Annotated in this window: 17 protein-coding genes and 1 pseudogene; 9 read left to right on the forward strand and 9 right to left on the reverse strand. The window is 58.1% G+C overall.

What is annotated here, in order from left to right; genetic code table 11:
* The 4 genes from AC559A_RS01775 (at position 1) to AC559A_RS01790 (ending at position 2,396) form a co-directional block, all read left to right on the forward strand.
* Positions 1–213 carry an addiction module protein gene (locus AC559A_RS01775; protein ID WP_498815879.1) on the forward strand — a complete coding sequence of 71 codons (213 nt, stop codon included), beginning with the start codon at positions 1–3 and terminating at the stop codon, positions 211–213.
* Entirely contained in the window at positions 210–506 is a 297-nt protein-coding gene (locus AC559A_RS01780) for a type II toxin-antitoxin system RelE/ParE family toxin (RefSeq protein ID WP_498815881.1), read from the forward strand. Before AC559A_RS01775 ends, AC559A_RS01780 begins: the two co-directional genes overlap by 4 nt.
* 137 nt (positions 507–643) lie before the next feature.
* Positions 644–1,588 (forward strand): FAD:protein FMN transferase, encoded by a 945-nt coding sequence (locus tag AC559A_RS01785; protein WP_498815883.1) that lies wholly within the window; start codon positions 644–646, stop codon positions 1,586–1,588.
* A gap of 205 nt (positions 1,589–1,793) precedes the next feature.
* Positions 1,794–2,396, forward strand: coding sequence for a nitroreductase family protein (locus AC559A_RS01790; protein ID WP_498815885.1), 603 nt, complete (start codon positions 1,794–1,796; stop codon positions 2,394–2,396).
* Positions 2,397–2,410: 14 nt separating this feature from the next.
* On the opposite strand, the gene AC559A_RS01795 is transcribed toward AC559A_RS01790, so the two are convergent.
* The 6 genes from AC559A_RS01795 to AC559A_RS01820 form a co-directional block, all read right to left on the reverse strand.
* Positions 2,411–4,555: a Tex family protein gene (locus AC559A_RS01795; RefSeq protein ID WP_498815887.1), complete on the reverse strand. Its 2,145-nt coding sequence runs from the start codon at positions 4,553–4,555 to the stop codon at positions 2,411–2,413.
* A 25-nt stretch (positions 4,556–4,580) separates the two neighbouring features.
* Entirely contained in the window at positions 4,581–5,372 is a 792-nt protein-coding gene (locus tag AC559A_RS01800; protein ID WP_498815889.1) for a lysophospholipid acyltransferase family protein, read from the reverse strand.
* A gap of 279 nt (positions 5,373–5,651) precedes the next feature.
* On the reverse strand, positions 5,652–6,236 hold the full coding sequence (locus tag AC559A_RS01805) for a hypothetical protein (protein WP_498815891.1): 585 nt from the start codon (positions 6,234–6,236) through the stop codon (positions 5,652–5,654).
* A 4-nt stretch (positions 6,237–6,240) separates the two neighbouring features.
* A complete protein-coding gene (locus AC559A_RS01810; protein ID WP_498815893.1) occupies positions 6,241–7,386 on the reverse strand; it encodes an AAA family ATPase in 1,146 nt (381 codons plus the stop codon).
* Between the two features lie 98 nt (positions 7,387–7,484).
* Positions 7,485–8,579, reverse strand: a complete 1,095-nt coding sequence (locus AC559A_RS01815) for a helix-turn-helix domain-containing protein (protein ID WP_498815895.1) — start codon at positions 8,577–8,579, stop codon at positions 7,485–7,487.
* Positions 8,576–9,064 (reverse strand): REP-associated tyrosine transposase, encoded by a 489-nt coding sequence (locus tag AC559A_RS01820; RefSeq protein WP_498815897.1) that lies wholly within the window; start codon positions 9,062–9,064, stop codon positions 8,576–8,578. Before AC559A_RS01820 ends, AC559A_RS01815 begins: the two co-directional genes overlap by 4 nt.
* Before the next feature lie 12 nt (positions 9,065–9,076).
* Here AC559A_RS01820 and AC559A_RS01825 point away from each other — a divergent pair, with 12 nt between their 5' ends.
* Positions 9,077–9,199, forward strand: a complete 123-nt coding sequence (locus AC559A_RS01825) for a hypothetical protein (RefSeq protein ID WP_498815899.1) — start codon at positions 9,077–9,079, stop codon at positions 9,197–9,199.
* Between the two features lie 311 nt (positions 9,200–9,510).
* On the opposite strand, the gene AC559A_RS01830 is transcribed toward AC559A_RS01825, so the two are convergent.
* From AC559A_RS01830 to AC559A_RS01840, 3 genes and pseudogenes are all read right to left on the reverse strand, one after another.
* On the reverse strand, positions 9,511–10,704 hold the full coding sequence (locus tag AC559A_RS01830) for a type I restriction-modification system subunit M (protein WP_498815901.1): 1,194 nt from the start codon (positions 10,702–10,704) through the stop codon (positions 9,511–9,513).
* Positions 10,704–11,057, reverse strand: a complete 354-nt coding sequence (locus AC559A_RS01835) for a HigA family addiction module antitoxin (protein ID WP_498815903.1) — start codon at positions 11,055–11,057, stop codon at positions 10,704–10,706. Before AC559A_RS01835 ends, AC559A_RS01830 begins: the two co-directional genes overlap by 1 nt.
* 3 nt (positions 11,058–11,060) lie before the next feature.
* Positions 11,061–11,261 (reverse strand): annotated as a pseudogene (locus tag AC559A_RS01840) (type II toxin-antitoxin system RelE/ParE family toxin); the annotation flags it as partial.
* A 221-nt stretch (positions 11,262–11,482) separates the two neighbouring features.
* On the opposite strand from AC559A_RS01840, the gene AC559A_RS01845 reads away from it, so the two are divergent.
* The 4 genes from AC559A_RS01845 to AC559A_RS01860 are packed head-to-tail and all read left to right on the forward strand — an operon-like array spanning position 11,483 to position 16,756.
* Positions 11,483–13,027 carry a hypothetical protein gene (locus tag AC559A_RS01845; protein WP_498815905.1) on the forward strand — a complete coding sequence of 515 codons (1,545 nt, stop codon included), beginning with the start codon at positions 11,483–11,485 and terminating at the stop codon, positions 13,025–13,027.
* 27 nt (positions 13,028–13,054) lie between these two features.
* Positions 13,055–14,206 (forward strand): iron-containing alcohol dehydrogenase, encoded by a 1,152-nt coding sequence (locus AC559A_RS01850; protein WP_498815906.1) that lies wholly within the window; start codon positions 13,055–13,057, stop codon positions 14,204–14,206.
* Positions 14,206–15,438 carry a two-component system sensor histidine kinase NtrB gene (locus AC559A_RS01855; RefSeq protein WP_028573124.1) on the forward strand — a complete coding sequence of 411 codons (1,233 nt, stop codon included), beginning with the start codon at positions 14,206–14,208 and terminating at the stop codon, positions 15,436–15,438. Before AC559A_RS01850 ends, AC559A_RS01855 begins: the two co-directional genes overlap by 1 nt.
* Positions 15,407–16,756, forward strand: a complete 1,350-nt coding sequence (locus AC559A_RS01860) for a sigma-54-dependent transcriptional regulator (protein WP_498815907.1) — start codon at positions 15,407–15,409, stop codon at positions 16,754–16,756. Before AC559A_RS01855 ends, AC559A_RS01860 begins: the two co-directional genes overlap by 32 nt.
* Positions 16,757–16,952: the final 196 nt, after the last annotated feature.

Genomic DNA, 16,952 nt, shown 5'->3' on the forward strand with positions numbered 1-16,952 from the left:
ATGCACAACCTTGAATTACGTCAAATGCCCGTTGATCAAAGAATACGGCTTGTCGAGAACATCTGGGACAGCATTGCGGCTGATCAACATCTCATCGAGATGACCGATGCTCAACGCGAGCTGCTGAACATTCGTCTTGACGCCTTTGAGTCGGACTTTGACTATGGAACCGATGCCCAAACAGTCATGGAGAGAATTCGGGAAAAGCTGTGAAGTATACGCTGCGATTCCGGAAGGAAGCCGAGTCGGATATCGAGAACGCGTCAATATGGTATGAAGGGCAACTGCTTGGTCTCGGACATGAATTCTTGGATAAAATTGATAAGACGCTGGATACGGTTCAGAAAAATCCATTGATGTATCCTGTTGTTCATCGGAATACGCGCCGAGCATTGATCGGTAAATTTCCCTTTGCAATATACTACCGGATCCTAGAAAGAATTATTCTCATCATCGCCGTGATGCACGGAAGCCGCAATCCTCTCCGCTGGAAGGAAAGAAGCTGATTACTCCATTTCACGCTTCCCCGCATGACCGCCGTATCCGGTTTGCCCGTGTACTTTGCGCGGCCCTGCTGGTTGGTTCCCTGGCGTTGCTCTCCGGTTGCGACCGGCCCTCGGCGCACGTCTTTCGCGGAACGACCATGGGCACGACGTACGCGGTGCGCGTGGGTCATGCCCCGGCTTCGGCTCTTTCCGGGCTGGAAGGGGCGATCCGGGACCGATTGGAGCGGATCAACGCCTCCATGTCCGTCTATCGTCCGGAAAGTGAAATCTCCCGGTTCAACGCCCTTACCATGGGCGAGTCCATGTCCATCTCTGAAGACTTCGAGTACGTCCTCCGCGTTTCCACACAGGTTTACGCCCAAACCGGAGGAGCGTTCGACCCCACGGTCAAACCCTTGCTGGATATCTGGGGCTTCGGCCCAGGGGCCGCGAACCGGGAAACGTGGCGTCCTCCCTCGGAAGAAGCCGTGCGCCATGCTCTGTCCTCGGTGGGGCTGCACCTGATTGACGCCTCGACATCGGGACGGCTGGGCAAGCTGCATCCGGACGTGCAACTGGACCTGGGGGCCGTGGCCAAGGGGTTTGCCGTGGACGCCCTGGCCGAGCTGCTGGAAGGCCGGGAAATCCAGGACTATCTGGTGGACATCGGCGGCGACGTCCGTGTTTCGGGGCGAAATTCGGAAGGAGATCCGTGGCGGGTCGGGCTGAACCGGCCCGAACGGGGCCGTGACTGGGAAGATGTCCTGTTGGTGCTGCGCCCAGGCCGAAGCGCGGTGCTGACCAGCGGCGATTACCGACAGTTCTTCGAGGACCACGGACAGTTTTTCAGCCACGTCCTGGACCCGCGCACCGGCCGTCCGCTGGAAAACAACGTGGCCAGCGTCACTGTCCTGGCCGAAACCGCGGTCCTCGCCGACGCCCTGGCCACCGGACTGATGGTTCTCGGCGTTGAAAAAGGCCTGGAGCTGGTGGAATCCCTGCCCGAGGTGGAGGCGTTGTTTCTGGTCAGGGGGGACGAGAGCGCAGTTGCCGCGGTCCGTAGTTCGGGGTTTGATCGGCTTGGCACCAAAATCCCCTTTTGATGTGCCCCAGGGGGAAGGCGGGCTTCTGTTTGGGATATCGGCGGCATAATTGCCGACCTCGTTGCTCCGCGAAGTCCCAAGCGGCCCGACGCTGCACGCGCATCGTCGGGCCGTTTTGTTCTCAACCTTGCTTTGCGTCCGCGCCCGGCCTATCGTTCCCGCTTCCATGAACCATAATGATCCAAAGCAGTGAGAGGTTCCTTGCATGCTGGACAACGAAACCCTGCGCAACATCGCGGCCCGCCGCAGCATCCGGCTCTTCACGGACCGGGAACTCAGCGACGAGGCCATCCACACGATCCTGACCGCGGCCAATCAGGCGCCTTCGGCGCATAACGAACAATCCTGGCGTTTCATCGTTCTTCGCGGGGATAAGAAGATGGAGCTGGCCCGGCTGACCACGGAACGAGCCGCCGACTTTCCCAAACCTTCGTCCTCCCTGCTGCGCATGGCGGCCCGGAGCATCACCAGCGCACCCATTGTGGTGGCCGTGGTAAATACCGGCAATCTGGTCGCCCGGGGCGAGAAGCTGTTCAAGCTGGACATTTCGGAAACGCGCGACTTCTTCCGGACCATGGAAATCCAAAGCTCCGCCGCCGCCGTGCAGACCTTGCTTCTGGCGGCCACTTCGCTGGGCCTGGGCTCGGTCTGGCTGGGGATCCTCTTCCTGATCAAGGAGGACGTACGCCGATTCCTGGGCGAGCCCGAGGGTGAATTCATGGCCGTTATCCCCCTGGGCTACACCGATCGCACGATCACGGGGCCGAACAAAGTCACGGCGCAAGACGTCACGCGGCATCTCGCCTGAAAAGACCATCGTCGCTACGGCTGATCAGTTCCTTTCAGGGAAAGAGAAATCCGGCGACGCTCCAGGTCCACTTCCAGGACCCGGGCCCGGACGTGTTGCCCTGTCCGGACCACCTCCGCGGGATCGCGGACGAAGCGGTCCGCCATCTGGCTGACATGGACCAGCCCGTCCTGGTGCACGCCGACGTCCACAAAGGCTCCGAACCGGGTCACGTTGGTCACGATGCCCGGCAGGACCATGCCCGGAGAGAGGTCTTCCGGACGATGCATGCCCTCGGCAAAGGCAAAGTGTTCAAATGTCGGACGGGGATCCCGCCCCGGACGGTCCAACTCGGCCAGAATGTCGGTCAACGTCGGGAGCCCCGCTTCTTCGGACAGGTACCGATGCGGATCAATCTCCGCCCTGATCCGGGCATCCTGCATCAGTTCGCGCACCCCGGCGCCCACGTCCCGGGCCATGCGTTCCACCAGGCCGTACCGCTCGGGATGGACGCCTGAGGCGTCCAGGGGATTGTCCGCGTCCCGAATCCGCAGGAAGCCGGCGGCCTGCTCAAAAGCCTTGGGCCCGAGCCGCTTCACCCGGAGCAGATCCCGCCTGGAACCGAACGGTCCGTTTTCATTTCGCCAGGCCACGATATTTTTGGCCAGGGCCGGCCCCAGCCCGGAAACAAAGGACAACAGGGCGGCGCTGGCCGTGTTCAGCTCCGCGCCCACCGCGTTCACGCAACTGACGACGGTGTCGTCCAGGGCCCGCTTCAACGCCGCCTGGTCCACGTCATGTTGGTATTGGCCCACGCCGATGGCTTTGGGATCGATCTTGACCAGCTCCGCCAGGGGATCCATCAACCGCCGCCCGATGGACACGGCGCCGCGCACGGTCAGGTCCAGATCCGGAAACTCCTCCCGGGCGATGTCCGAGCCGGAATACACCGAGGCCCCGGATTCGTTGACCAGAACCACAAAGACGCCTTGCATCCCCAGGGAGCGGACAAACGCTTCTGTTTCCCGCCCGGCGGTGCCGTTGCCCACGGCCACGGCCTGGATGGCGAATCGCTCCACCAACTCCCGGATGCGCCGCGCTGATTCCGCCGTCTGCCGTTCCGACCCGACAACGAAAACGGTTTCGTGATGCAGCAGGCCACCCTGCTCGTCCAGGCAGGCCAGCTTGGCGCCGGTGCGAAATCCCGGGTCCAGGGCCATGATCCGCTTGCGGCCCAGGGGTGGGGACAGGAGCAGCTCGCGCAGGTTCGCGGAAAAAACCGCGATCGCCTCCGCATCAGCCCGGGTTTTCAGGTTCGCCCGCAGTTCCGTCTCCATGGCAGGCGCGAGCAGGCGTCGGTATCCGTCCTGAACAGCCAGTCGCACCTGTTGCGCGCACGCTCCCTGGCCGCGTACGAAGCCGCGTTCCAGCCCGGTCGTGGCCAACGCCTCGTCCGGACGCACCTCCACGGAAAGAACGGCTTCCCGTTCGCCCCGAAACAGGGCCAGAATCCGATGCCCGGGAGCGGTTGCCGCGGACTCCTCCCAGTTATTCCAATCCCTGAACTTGGCCGCCACCGCCGGATCGACCTTGGCCACGCCTCTGGCCGGACGGGACTGTAATCGGGCCTTGGTCGTGAACAGGGCGCGCATCGCGGCCCTGGCTCCGGGATCCTCGGAAATGCGCTCAGCCAGGATATCCCTGGCCCCGGCCAGTGCCTGTTCCGTTGTTTCCACGCCCTTGGGCGGATCAACAAAGGAGGACGCGGCAACAACCGGGTCCGCCGTGCGCTGTTCCATGAGCAGGTCGGCCAGAGGTTCCAGCCCTTTTTCCGCGGCCATCATCGCCCGGGTGCGTCGCTTGGGTCGATGGGGAAGATAGATGTCCTCCAGTTCGGTCAGGGACCGGGCCCCCTCCAGGGCGCCGCGCAAGGCATCGGACAGCAGCTCCCGCTCCTCCAGGGAGGCCAACATGGCGCCGCGCCGCTTGTCCAGATCAGCCAGGGCCTCCAGCCCGTCGCGCACCTTGCGCACGATCACCTCGTCCAGAGAACCCGTGGCCTCCTTGCGGTACCGGGCGATAAACACCTCGGTGGAGCCTTCCCGGAGCAAATCCGCGACGGCCTGAACCTGTCGCGCCTTCAGGCCGAGCTGCGCGGCCACTTGATTGGTATGAGTCAAAGGCGTTGTTCCTCTAAAAGAAGTGTCATTTGTTGTCGCGTTCCCTGTTCCATTGCTCCAATTTTCCTTGAATGAACTCCACGATGTGCGCGTGCTCCTCCTTCCCCGCTCCGGTGACCGTCATGGGTTCATGGAAGTGGAAATGGACGGTTTTCTTCGGGTCTATCTTTCCAAAATCCTTGAGAAGTTTTCCATTGCCCCACGCATCGGTCTGCAACGCGAAAGGAACCACCTGGACCCCGGCCCGCTTGGCCAGCTTTACCCCCATGGAGTTGAATTTCTGGGGATCGAACGCCGGTTCTCGGGTCGACTGGGGAAAGACCACAATCGAGATACCCTTCTCCAGCCGTCTGCCGCCTTGCTCCATGACGGTCTTGTAGTCATCCCGCGGGTTTTGGCGTTCAACCACGACCGGATCGCGGGCGATCAGCACATGTTTGAACACGGGATATTCCACCAGGCTCCGCTTGACTACAAAGGTGACCGGCCGGTGCGGCTGGATGATCGATGGCAGGACGAACGTCTCCAGGGTGCTCATGTGGTTGCCCACGAAAACGCATGGGGAGTCGAGCTTCGCCAGAAGGGAAACGTTTTCGATCTTCAGGCGGACCCCGACGCTTTCCAGGGCAGAGCAGATGGCCCGGCTGCTTTCGATCCAGGCTCGGCCGTCATACATCGACCGCTTGCCCTTTTTCGAAGCCCGAAAGATAATCCCGATCATCTTGGGATAGAAGATCGGGCTGGGAAAAGTTCTGGTGAACCAGGAGAGATTGCGGTACGGGGAGGTGTAATCTTCCGTCGGAAGGGCATCGAACATGCCGGGATTCCTTTTTTAAAATCAAGACGTCCAACTATTTTCGGGAAAACTTACCGGGAATCGAAAAAAAGGCAACATCGTTGTTCGAGGACTCGTTGATTCATGGATTCGTTAATCCTGTCATCACCCTGGCAGGTTCGAGTGATCCATGCTGTTTTCTGAAGATGGATGTCCCGTATAACTCGTGGCATGACAAGAGGCGGCGTGCCGTTTGCTTATTTCACTGCGCGACGGGCGCGGTGAGTGCGAGAACAGGCAAAAACATCAGCCAGTTACTGGCTATTTGATCTCTGCCAAGCGGTGCAGACAGCTGTTCAGACTGGGTGATGATTCTCTAGCCCGCTCCGGGTTCCATGTTTCAGAAGTAAATTGAATGATTTCGGACACATAAGATCGACCGACCTGGGCTGTCGATCCTTGCTGCGGAACAAGTGCCGACCTGATTGAGGAATATCTTGATTGGCGGGCCAAGTTAACCAAGGTTTGTTTCGGGTCACCCAAATTTTCAGGTGCCAGGGGGATTTTTCCTAAAGGCACCCCTAGGAAACCGGCCATTCCCTCTCTGTCGGCCAATAACCAACTTTCCAATTCTCTCACCACTACACGAAACAACATCCTTGAGTGCCTGTGTGGCAACCATTTATCAAGAATCTCCGGTGGACAGGGTAAATCTGCATCCATAAAATCCAGCAGGGTCAGCACCGGCACCGAAGTGGCCAATTTGTTAAATGCACCGACATTTTTTTTGATCCACGAGCTGCCCTTTTTACCATAACAAGTCCCCACCTGATGGCCAGACGTTAAGGCCAGTCTGTGAGCCATCGCTTCATCGGTTAGGCCTTCCACCAAGGCATAAATAATCATGACCTTACTCCGCAAACAATGACAACTGACGAGCTTTGGGTGGCGCGGTGCGGGGGAGCAGGACTTCGGCCACGGATAAGCCTTGCTGGAGCAACAGGTTTTCGTTTTCGTCAGGAGGCTGAAAAGTTGTGCCGTTTTCTCCGGTTACAAGCCGGACAATTTCTTCACCTCCGATTCCCTTGTCTTGGAGGATTTCTTCAGAGTGCGTGCTGAGAATAATCTGTCGTCGATTTTTGCGAAGCTTTTGCAGACGTTCAAAGAGCTGCGGTAAGTGCCGAACCACTTCGCTGTGAAGTGAAAGCTCGGGTTCTTCAAGCAGAAGAGGTCCGTTCCCCTCAAATACAGTCCATAACAGACTGAACAGTCGCAGGGTTCCATCTGAAAGTTGGCTTTCGTTCTGGAAAGCGCCTTGTGCCCGCCAATGCTCATATCGACCGACAAGGTGAGGGGTGCCCTGTTTGTCCATAACGATGTCAAGCTCCTGAAGCTTGGGTACAGCCACTTTCAGGGCCGAAGCAATCCTCTTTAGTCTCGCTGTTCTGGTATTTTTTTGAGTATTCCACAATCGCAAGAGAAAATCACGGCCAAAAGGGTCATCATGCACCGGCATTGAGGTAAACCCTTGAGGGTCACGCACAACTTGGGGAACAATATGCTGGTAGGAAATGGTTTTAAAAAAATCAGAGATTTCCCTGAATTCTTTATTGGCAATAACTTGTTCAAGGTCTGTCTGTGTCAACCGTTCGGGATCGTCTCTATCGTCCGGCCCAGGGCGATCCACCAGAGCAACAGATGGGTTTTTTAAGTTGTAAACTAATTCCTTTTTAACGATCGGGCGCTGCCTGTTGTCCTGATTGATAACTAAGCAGTACTGCCACATATCTGTTCCTGAATCGTCAGCCAATTTCACATCCATATCTATGTCGGAATAGCGCCTGGCTGACAAACAGCGTAAAGACGATATCCCACCCCTTCTGCCAACCGCTGGAGCCAAGCCGTCATTGGCCAACTCACGCAAGAAACGTAATGCGTCTAGCATGTTGGATTTACCAGAAGCATTTGGACCAATAAGAAAAGTTCTCGAAGAAAGATGGGTGGCAGCATCTCCAAAGTTTTTCCAGTTTCTAAGACGAATATGGCTGATATACATTGTAAAATTCTCCTTTGCTCATGAATCATTGAGATATTTACAGAAGATTGTCGTGGCAAAAAAAGATCATGCGCTGTATCTCTATGGTAGCAATGCAATCAGCGTTTGCCAATCATATCCGGAATCACACCCAACATCTCCGCTAATCGACAGCGCTGCTCTTTGGAGATGGCGCGTTTCCCAGTTTCCATTTGCGAGATGTAGGCTTGGTTTAAGCCCATGGCCTTGGCCACGGCGGATTGGGAAAGGCCGACGGCCTTGCGCAGTTCGGCCAGGGTGCGGGCGTTTTTAGGTGCGGCGGATGGAGCCGGAGTTGCCGAGGCTGAAGGCGGTGATGGGGCGGTTGGAACCGGCTGGGTCGAGGGCCGTGGCGCTGGGGCAGTGGGCTTGGCGGGTGAGGCGCAAGTGTTGCGTCCGTTGTTTGTGCCGGTGAGTTCGGCCACCAGGGCGGCAAGAAGGTTCTTAGCCTTGACGTCACGTTCTCGCTGCTGTGTCTCCAGCCGATCACACAACGCCATCAACTCATCCACCTTGGCCACGATCTGCTGTTGTTCGGCGAGGGGTGGAAGGGGGATATTTGCGGCTTTTAAGAGTTTGAAATGTCGAGCGTAGCCTCGACTTTCAAGTGGCAGCCAACGCAACGCCAAGTAGTAGAATTGTGGATCTATGCAAACAGGCAGAAGCAGTTTCACTCCGTCTGCACCCACAACGAAATCAAAGTCTATGAGTTTCGTTTCTCGAGTGTGGTCGCCAAAAAGAACGAGAGGTGTTGCAACGCTAATTACCAGATCAATATCATTACAGTATCCGCGAATGAAGACCTTGCCTTGATCGACTACAGGATACTTTCCTGTTTCAAGAATGGCCTTGGTCTGTATTTTTTTCCCTTTGTCAGAAACCATGACTGCGGGTGCAGTCGCGCCTATCCATTCCCAGCTTGCGGGAATCTCGAAATTCTCAACACTTGAAGTTGTCGCCGCTTCCTCATCAGTCCGTATCACACGAGCTTCTTGCCGCCTTTTTTTTTCCGCTCTGATACGTTTCAACAATTCCGAAGCAGATTCATCGGTGTCGTTTTGCGGAACAAGCTTCCCGCGAAGGGCCAATTCCAACACCAACTCCCGCATCTTCCCCACCGCACCCGGCGCGTCGGCGAAGAGGTTGAATTTATCGAAGAAGGTTTCGAGGGTCATGGGTGGCCTTTGCTGGGAACGCGAGGCTCTGCACTCGCAACTCTTGAAGAGCGGGTACGGAGCCCCGCGTTCCCAGGGTTTTGGATCTCCGCGTTCCCAGGGGTTTCGTTCCCGGGGTTTGCGTTTGCGGCGCTGCTCCAGGGCCAGTCTTCGGGGCGGGTTGCAAGTCCGGCCTTGACCGGGTTGTTGTGGATGTAGGCCAGGGCGCTGGCGAAGTGGTTTTGGTCGCGGATGAAGCGATCCCAGAATTCGGGATGCCAGATGTGGGGCACCGGCTCGTCCGGTTGGCGGACGATCCGCCCAATGGCGTTGGCGGTAAACGTCTTCCATGATCCGACCACGGTGTTCATGCTCCACCCCGGCAGGGTTTGGAACAGCGCGTGGACATGGTTGGGCATCACGACCCAGGCGATCATGCGGTAGCGTTCACCGTCGAAGTGCAGAAGCGCGTCCTGAACGATTCGGGCGCAATCCGGTCGGCGCAACCAGCAGGCGCCATGACCGGCATCGACAAGGGCTTCGAGGCTGCGGCGTTTTTCGATGTCACGCCGATTCGGATCAAGTTGCTGAATTTCCGCCAAGAGACGCTCGACGGTTTCCTTTGGCAGACTGTCGGCTAAATGAAATGTGACATGCTGGATCACGTCATTGGAGTCGAAATGTGGCAGGTATCCGCGCGAATGCCATCCACGGGGCGGCGCACTGGGAATGCGAGGCTCCGCACTCGCAGTTTTTGAAGAGCGGGTACGGAGCCCCGCGTTCCCAGGGTTTGCATTCCCGGGGATATACCTTTCGGTCCCATGTTTTTCCATCTTCATCGCATCAACCCTTCAATGTATGCGATCCCTACCGCTCCCGGATCATCCGCGATCAGTTCGAATTTTACAAAGCGGGTTACTATGTTCATCGTGTTTCCAATCGAGAAAAATGTTCACAGCGTCTTTCCTTCAAGTCGCTGTGCTTCCGTGAATGCCTTTTCCCGTTCCCTGGCAGTCCATTCGATCAATTTCTGTTTCAGCAGTTCCTTGAGTCCGAGGAACTCGAGGGCGTAGGGCTCTTTGAGGACGTCCTCCGGCCGGGTGACGATCTGGCCCTCGGCTGCGAGGCGCTTGACGCCCGCCTTGTCACGGCTGAGGGCCAGGCGCTGGTAGAGGGCGGAGGCTTTTTGGCGTTTGAGCTCCGGCACGGACCAGCCTGCGTTGGTCGCTTCGATCTCATAGAAGCTGCGTTCTTCCGGGTTTTTGATGGTGAGAAGCAGAACGTAGTGGGTCCAACTCAGGGTGAATGGCAATTTCCGAGACGAACTCTCGGAAATCGCCAATTTGGCGGCAGGCTGCTGCTCAGTTTCACCAGCACTCAATTCGCCAGTAAGCTGCTGGCAAATCTTAGGCACCCTGTTTTGCCAGAGCAGGAAGAAGGTCCGCATGCACAGGACGTGGGGCAGGTGCTTTTTCTCGATCCCGGCGAAACAATCCTGGATGCGCTGTTCGTCCGCCGCGCTTTTGGCCTGTTTGCGCAGGTGCTCGATGGCGCAGACCAGAAAGCCGCCGGTGCCGCAGGCCGGGTCAAGGATGGTTTCGCCCAGGCGCGGGTTGACCTGTTCGACGATGAATTGGGTTACGGCCCGGGGAGTGTAGAACTCGCCGGCGTTTCCGGCGGATTGGAGGTCCTTGAGCAGCTTTTCGTAGATGTCGCCGAACATGTGGCGATCATCCGAGGCGTTGAAGTTGATGGCGTTGATCTTGTTGATCACCTGACGCATCAACGTGCCGTTCTTCATGTAGTTGTTGGCGTCCTCAAAGGACATCCGGATCAGGCCGCTGATCTTGTCCCCGCCCACGGTTAGGGACTTGAGTTTGGGCAAGAGCGCGTTGTTGACGAAATCCAGCAGCGCCTCGCCGGTGACGCCCTCCTCGTCCGCGGCCCAGGCGGACCAGCGCAGATTATCCGGCAGGGGCGAGCGGTAGGTGTCGCGGAGAAGCTGCATCTCCTTTTCGCGGTCGTCGAAGATCTTCAGAAAGAACATCCAGCCGAGCTGTTCCAGGCGCTGGGCGTCGCCGTAGGTTCCGGCGTCCTTGCGCATGATGTCTTGGATGGATTTTACGATGCCTGAGATGTTGGGCATTAATTTACAGGGGATGGTTCAAAATGGGTGAGCAGGTTGTTCCTGGCCGCGATGTTTCCGGCCACGGCCAGTTGTCGGACTTCCTTGTTGATGCGTTCTGCCAGTGCGTCCTCAGCCATATCCAGTTCGTAGTCCATCTGCAGGCCCAGCCAGAAACTGGAGGAATTGCCGAAGTATCTGGAGAGCCGCAGGGCCGTATCCGCCGTGATGGCGCGTTTCCCGTGAATGATCTCGTTGATCCTGCGCGGGGAGACCGCAAGATCCCTGCCCAGCCGATTCTGGCTGATGGCCAGCGGCTTGAGGAATTCCTCTTTCAGAATCTCACCAGGGTGTACGGGAAGAATTTTCTTCATTTCTCACCCCTTGTGATAATCGACGATCTCAACGTCATGCGCGCCGCCATCGCGCCAGACAAAGCAGATTCGCCATTGGTCGTTGATTCGGATGCAATGCTGTCCCTGGCGGTTGCCCATGAGAGCTTCCAATCGATTTCCCGGAGGGATGCGAAGATCATCAAGGCTTGAGCTGCGATTCAGCATTCGCAGCTTCCGGAAGGCGGTTCTCTGGTTTGCCAGACGTGCTTCCTCGAATCGTTTTTCCCTGGATCAAGCACAAGGCATGCATCGTGTCAACGCGCTCGGTTACTTGACGCGCTCACGTCCAAGTCATTGCCAGCACCGACCAATCCGACTATTCTTGTGCCCTTAATTCGCGCTTGAACCGCGTAACGTCCCGTCGTTTATACTCCTTGCCCGTTTAGTCTCAGGAGGTTCCGCTCATGGAAGTCGCCGCCGTGGTTGACCAGGTCGCCAATCTACAGATTCTGAATCAATTTTTGCTGTCCCTGTTTTTGCTCATCCCCATGGTTCTGGTGGCCAGGACGGCCGTGGCCGGAACGCGCTATTCGCCGATCCTGATCATCGTCATTTTCGGCCTGACCATGGGCTACGTCCTTGTCTCCAGCGGCGTATCCACGCCGGGATTGCCTCAGTTTTCACTGATCGACCTGATCAGCCGCTCCACGATCGTCGCCCTGACCGTCTCTTTTTTCGTGGGCGGACAGGAACTGCGCAAGATTTTGGGGGGCATCGAGCTGGACCCGGACGACATGGTGACTCCGTCCCAGGAAGAAACCTTCCTGGGTACGGGCCGGACCCAATTGATCTTCATCGTCCGGGCTTTTTTTCTGCTCATCGGGATTGAGGCCTTGTACCGGTTGACCCTGGGGTTGAGTTTTTCGGACCTGAGCCGATTCTATCCGCTGATCGCTTATCTCGGCTTGGTGGGCGCGGTGATCATGATCGACCACAAGGCCCAGGTGACCAACAAGCGGCTGTACATCAAGATGGGCATCGTGGAAATGGTGGCCATTCTCGGCATTCTTCTGGGGTCCTACACCATCGCCATGTGGATCAAGCCGCTCATCGCCTTGCCGCAGATTTTTTTCGCCATGATCATCTCCGCCGGGCTGGGAGCGCTGATGTACCGCTGGCGTTTCGGGCCGACGATCCGGGCCTTGCTTTTCGCCGGAATTCCCGTGGTGTTGGCGGCCAATTTCATGATCGGTGGGTCACGAATCACCGAGGCCTTCGCCATCACCGGGATGAACGCGGTACTGGCCTACGGCTTTTTCGGTCAGATGTTCTGGATGTTCGGAGGCATTGCTCTGCTGATGCTCTTCGGCAAGACCGACCACGCCCGAAATTTGGCTCCGGGTATGGCCGGGGCATTGTCTCACTCCGGCCTGACCGGGGCCTGTACGGCTGGAGATCTGGGAAAAACCGCGGCCTACCGGGCGCCGATCATGATCAACGTCCCGTTTTTCGGGCACATCTTCGTCTTTTCCGTTCTGGCCATGAGCGCCCAACAGGGGAGCCTGATGATGTGGCCCTCGCTGCTGATCGTCCTGATCGGAGTGGGCCTGACGATTTATTCGCTGAAAACCATGGGCAAGGCCGACGGCAAGGACGCCAATGAGGTCAAGGGGCTGATGCAGTTCTCCTTCGGCTGGCAGTTGTGCGCGGTGTTCGGCGGTTTCGTGCTGCTCAGCGCTGTCGGCATGCCCTTGGGCTTCACGGCCATGTCCGTCTCCTCGGGTATTTCCCACTTCGGTCTTTTTGCCGCCACCCAGGGTGGAATGTTCGGTGAGGAAGCGGCTTTGCTGATCCCCTTCATCTTTTCCATGCCGTTTTTGGTCCATCCCCTGGTCTTTTTCATGTTCGGACGAGCCATGGAAAGTGATGGTGAAATGCCCCGCGTCCCGGTCTTCGTTCTGGCGGGCATCGGGCTGTTGGGAGTACTCTACTCCATGATCGCGGTATAGCAGCAGTCCGTTGAACCATCCACCACCATGTCCGACCATCGCGTAACCAAGTTCGCCATTCCGGAAATCATCTTCGGCCAGGGCAGCATCGGCTATCTGGCTCAGTGCTCTCGTCGGCTGGGAGCGAAGCGGGCCCTGTTGGTCACGGACCAGGGGCTGATCGATTCCGGGTGGGCCGGGCATGTGATGGATATTCTGCGGGACGACGGGGTGGACTTTGTGCTTTTCGACAAGGTCAACTCCAATCCCCGTGATTATCAGGTCCATGAGGGCGCGGATCTGTACGTCCGGGAAAAGGCCGACGTGATCATCGCCCTGGGCGGGGGCAGTCCCATGGATACGGCCAAGGGCGTGGGGACCATCGTGGGCAACGGCGGACGGATCGCGGACTACGAAGGGGCGAACCGGATCATGCGGCCCCTGCCGCCGATGATTTTCATCCCCACCAACGCCGGCAGCGGTTCGGACATTTCCCAGTTCTGCATCATCACGGATGTGGAGCGGCAGGTGAAGATGTCCATCATCAGCCGGTCCCTGGTGCCCAACGTTTCCATCATTGATCCCAACCTGCTGATGACCAAGGGCGATCAGCTGGTCGTGTCCTCGGCCATTGACGCCCTGGCCCACGCCATCGAGTCCTTCGTCTCGCCCCTGGCTTCGCCCTTTACGGAAAATCAGGCCTTAAAGGCCATTGAGCTGATCGCCAAAAATCTTCAACCCGCCCTGGAAAACCGAACCCCTGAACTCATGGAGCAGCTCTCCATCGCCAGCACCGCCGCGGGGATGTCCTTCAGCAACGCCGGATTGGGCATCGGCCACGCCCTGGCGCACTCCCTGGGCGGAATCTTCGACACCCTGCACGGCCTGGTGCATCCCATCGTGCTGCCGGCGGTGATGCGCTTCAATCTCCCGGCCTGTCCGGAAAAGATGTGCGCCATCGGGCGGATCATTCAGGGTAATCCGAAAAGCTGCTCTTTGAGTCAGGGAGAAGAAGGCATCGCCCAATTGGAGGAACTGTTCGCCCGGCTGGACGTGCCGCACCGGATGCGGGACATCGTACCCGACGATTCCAAGCTGGAACAGATCTGCCGGATGGCGGTGCACGACGCCTGCATGTTGACCAATCCCCGCAAGGCCGACTGGGAGGATCTGTTGGCCATTTGCCGGGAGGCGTGGTGATGGTCCAACCCACGGACCTGCAGGATCTGATCGGCATCGAGCACAGCAAGCTCGGCTTTTTTCAGGAACTGCGCCAAAAGGTCGAGGAACTCAAGGAGTCCAACAAGCGCTCCGAGGAGCAGCGCCGGGAAATCGCGGCGATTCTGGACGGGATCACGGACGTGATGATGGTCTTGTCCGAGAATCTGCGGATCATCTCGGTGAATCACGTCTTTCGGCATTTGTTCGATGATCCCCATCCCGAGGGAAAGTTCTGCTACGAACTTTTCCGTCATGAGGATCACCCCTGTCCGGAGTGTCCGGCGTTTCGTTCCCTGGCCACCAACTCCGTCTGCCGAGACACGGCCATCTTCAAGCTCAAGGGCCGTAACCTGCAATTCGAGATGGTGGCCTCGCCGCTGAAGAATCCTGAGTGGCCGGAACATAGGGTATTGATCTTCAAGCGCGACGTGACCTTGGAGAAGGAGTACCAGGCCAAGTATTATCAGGTGGAGAAGATGGCCACCATGGGCATGCTGGCCGCCGGCGTGGCCCATGAGGTGAACAATCCCATGGCCGCCATCCGCGGCTTCGCCGAAGGCCTGCAGCGCCGTCTGCCGCGGATCGAGGGAGAGGTGGACCCGGAGCTGGCCCAGGATTTTCGCGAGTATACGGACATCATTCTCAAGGAATGCAATCGCTGCCAGAAGATCATCCAAACCTTGCTGACCTTCAGTCGGCCGGTTTCCGCCGCCTTTTCCCCTCTGGCCCTGAACCAGATCGTCACGGACACTCTGCGCCTGGTGGACCATCATCTACGCAAGCGCGTCGGATTAAAGATCGACCTGCGTCTGGCCGACGAACTGCCGCTGATCTACGGGGATGAATCCCAGCTCAAGCAGGTGATCCTGAATCTGCTGGTCAACGCCCTGGACGCCATCCAGGGCGAGGGGACCATCCAGATTCGAACCAGCTTCGTGGGCGAGGCGGAGGTCTGCCTGTGCGTCGAGGACACCGGCTGCGGCATTCCTCCGGAAAATTTGGACAAGATGTTCGAGCCCTTTTTCACCACCAAGCCCGTGGGTAAGGGAATCGGGATCGGGCTGGCCTCGTGTTACAGCATCGTCCAGGAACACGGCGGGGATATCTCCGTCGTCAGCGAGGTGGGCAAAGGGTCCCGATTCACCGTCTGTCTCCCATTGAACGCGAATGAAGGATCTCGTGAGCGAACACTATTCGGTCCTCGTCGTTGACGACGAGGAATCCATTCTCAAGCTGTTTCAGAAGGAATTCTCCCGACCGGAACGGAGCATTCACGTCGCGCCTTCCGCGGCCCAAGCCCGACAGTTGTCCCGGCGCAACGTCTACGACGTGGTGATCCTGGACATCCGCCTGCCGGACGCGGACGGATTGGACCTGTTCACCGAGTTCAAGGAACGGCTCCAGGATGTGGAAATCATCCTGATTACCGGCCACGGCAACATCGACAACGCGGTCCAGGCCATGAAGCTGGGGGCCTACGACTACATCACCAAGCCCTTCAATCTGGACAAGCTGGAATTGGTCATCGAGCGGGCTTGGCAGCGGGCCTGCATGCAGCGGGAAAACCGCGGCTATAAGCTGTCGTCGGTCAACCAGCGGGCGCACCGGATGGTGGGCACATCGGAGAGCATTAAACAGATCCGTTATCTGGCGAGCCGGGCTGCCCCCACGGATGTCCCGGTCCTGCTGACCGGGGAAAGCGGGGTGGGCAAGGACGTGGCTGCCCAGGTCATCCATTCCGACAGCAAGCGGGCGGACAAGCCGTTCATCATCAAGAACTGCGCGGCCCTGGTCAAGGAACTGGCCCGCAGCGAGTTGTTCGGCCACGTCAAGGGCTCTTTCACCGGGGCCACGGAATCCCGCGATGGCCTGATGGCCTTTGCCCACAAGGGCACGCTGTTCCTGGACGAAATCGGCGAGTTGCCCATTGAGGTCCAGGCCTCGCTGTTGCGGGTGCTGGAGAACAAGACCTATCGCCGGGTGGGGGAAAAAGAGGAGCGCACCATCGACATCCGGTTCATCTTCGCCACCAGCCGCAACCTGTTCACCGAGGTGGAGGAGGGCCGATTTCAGGAGGCTCTGCTGCACCGGATCAACGTCTTCAACATCCATACGCCGCCCCTGCGGGAGCGCAAGGAAGACATCCCGCTGCTGGTGGAGCACTTTCTGGCCAGTTTGCCTTCCACGCCGACCCGCTACCGGATAACGGACAAGGCCATGCACTGTCTGCTGAACTATTCCTGGCCCGGCAACGTGCGCGAACTGCGCAACGTCTTGGAGCGGAGCATGATCCTGGCTGACGAAGGGATCATCTCGGACCGGGCTTTGCCCCGAGAACTGGTGGACCAATCGCCGCATTTGGAGGACAGGGCGGACGGCGATGGGCTCTTTTCCCTGCGGGTCATGGAGCGAGAGCATATTACGCGGGTTTTGAGCCATTTCGAGGGCAATCGGCAGCAGGCGGCCAGGGCCATGGGCATTGGCCGGAAAACCCTCTACCGGAAAATGAAGGAATACGAACTGAACTGACGAGATTGTTTGTGTATCTTTTTGACCCAGGGGAGGGCTTGTCCCGTGTCAAGGTGATACACGGTTTTTAACCATATGAAGAATAAAGCTATTATTTGTCTTGGGCGGGAGGTTTGTTTCTGGAAATGGTGGACTGCTCCTCGCCGTGCCCTCCAAAGTGTCCCCTTGGGGCCGGGGCATGGCGCGGAGACGTGAT

It is taken from the genome of Desulfonatronum zhilinae (genome assembly GCF_900182865.1).
Taxonomy (GTDB): domain Bacteria; phylum Desulfobacterota; class Desulfovibrionia; order Desulfovibrionales; family Desulfonatronaceae; genus Desulfonatronum; species Desulfonatronum lacustre.

What these genes read in the sequence shown, in the direction of transcription:
- AC559A_RS01775 (WP_498815879.1), top strand. Translation starts at nt 1, where the DNA reads ATGCACAACCTTGAATTACGTCAAATGCCCGTTGATCAAAGAATACGG.
- AC559A_RS01785 (WP_498815883.1), top strand. Translation starts at nt 644, where the DNA reads ATGGGCACGACGTACGCGGTGCGCGTGGGTCATGCCCCGGCTTCGGCT.
- AC559A_RS01790 (WP_498815885.1), top strand. Translation starts at nt 1,794, where the DNA reads ATGCTGGACAACGAAACCCTGCGCAACATCGCGGCCCGCCGCAGCATC.
- AC559A_RS01800 (WP_498815889.1), bottom strand. Translation starts at nt 5,372, where the DNA reads ATGTTCGATGCCCTTCCGACGGAAGATTACACCTCCCCGTACCGCAAT.
- AC559A_RS01805 (WP_498815891.1), bottom strand. Translation starts at nt 6,236, where the DNA reads ATGATTATTTATGCCTTGGTGGAAGGCCTAACCGATGAAGCGATGGCT.
- AC559A_RS01810 (WP_498815893.1), bottom strand. Translation starts at nt 7,386, where the DNA reads ATGTATATCAGCCATATTCGTCTTAGAAACTGGAAAAACTTTGGAGAT.
- AC559A_RS01815 (WP_498815895.1), bottom strand. Translation starts at nt 8,579, where the DNA reads ATGACCCTCGAAACCTTCTTCGATAAATTCAACCTCTTCGCCGACGCG.
- AC559A_RS01825 (WP_498815899.1), top strand. Translation starts at nt 9,077, where the DNA reads ATGACCGGCATCGACAAGGGCTTCGAGGCTGCGGCGTTTTTCGATGTC.
- AC559A_RS01830 (WP_498815901.1), bottom strand. Translation starts at nt 10,704, where the DNA reads ATGCCCAACATCTCAGGCATCGTAAAATCCATCCAAGACATCATGCGC.
- AC559A_RS01835 (WP_498815903.1), bottom strand. Translation starts at nt 11,057, where the DNA reads ATGAAGAAAATTCTTCCCGTACACCCTGGTGAGATTCTGAAAGAGGAA.
- AC559A_RS01845 (WP_498815905.1), top strand. Translation starts at nt 11,483, where the DNA reads ATGGAAGTCGCCGCCGTGGTTGACCAGGTCGCCAATCTACAGATTCTG.
- AC559A_RS01850 (WP_498815906.1), top strand. Translation starts at nt 13,055, where the DNA reads ATGTCCGACCATCGCGTAACCAAGTTCGCCATTCCGGAAATCATCTTC.
- AC559A_RS01855 (WP_028573124.1), top strand. Translation starts at nt 14,206, where the DNA reads ATGGTCCAACCCACGGACCTGCAGGATCTGATCGGCATCGAGCACAGC.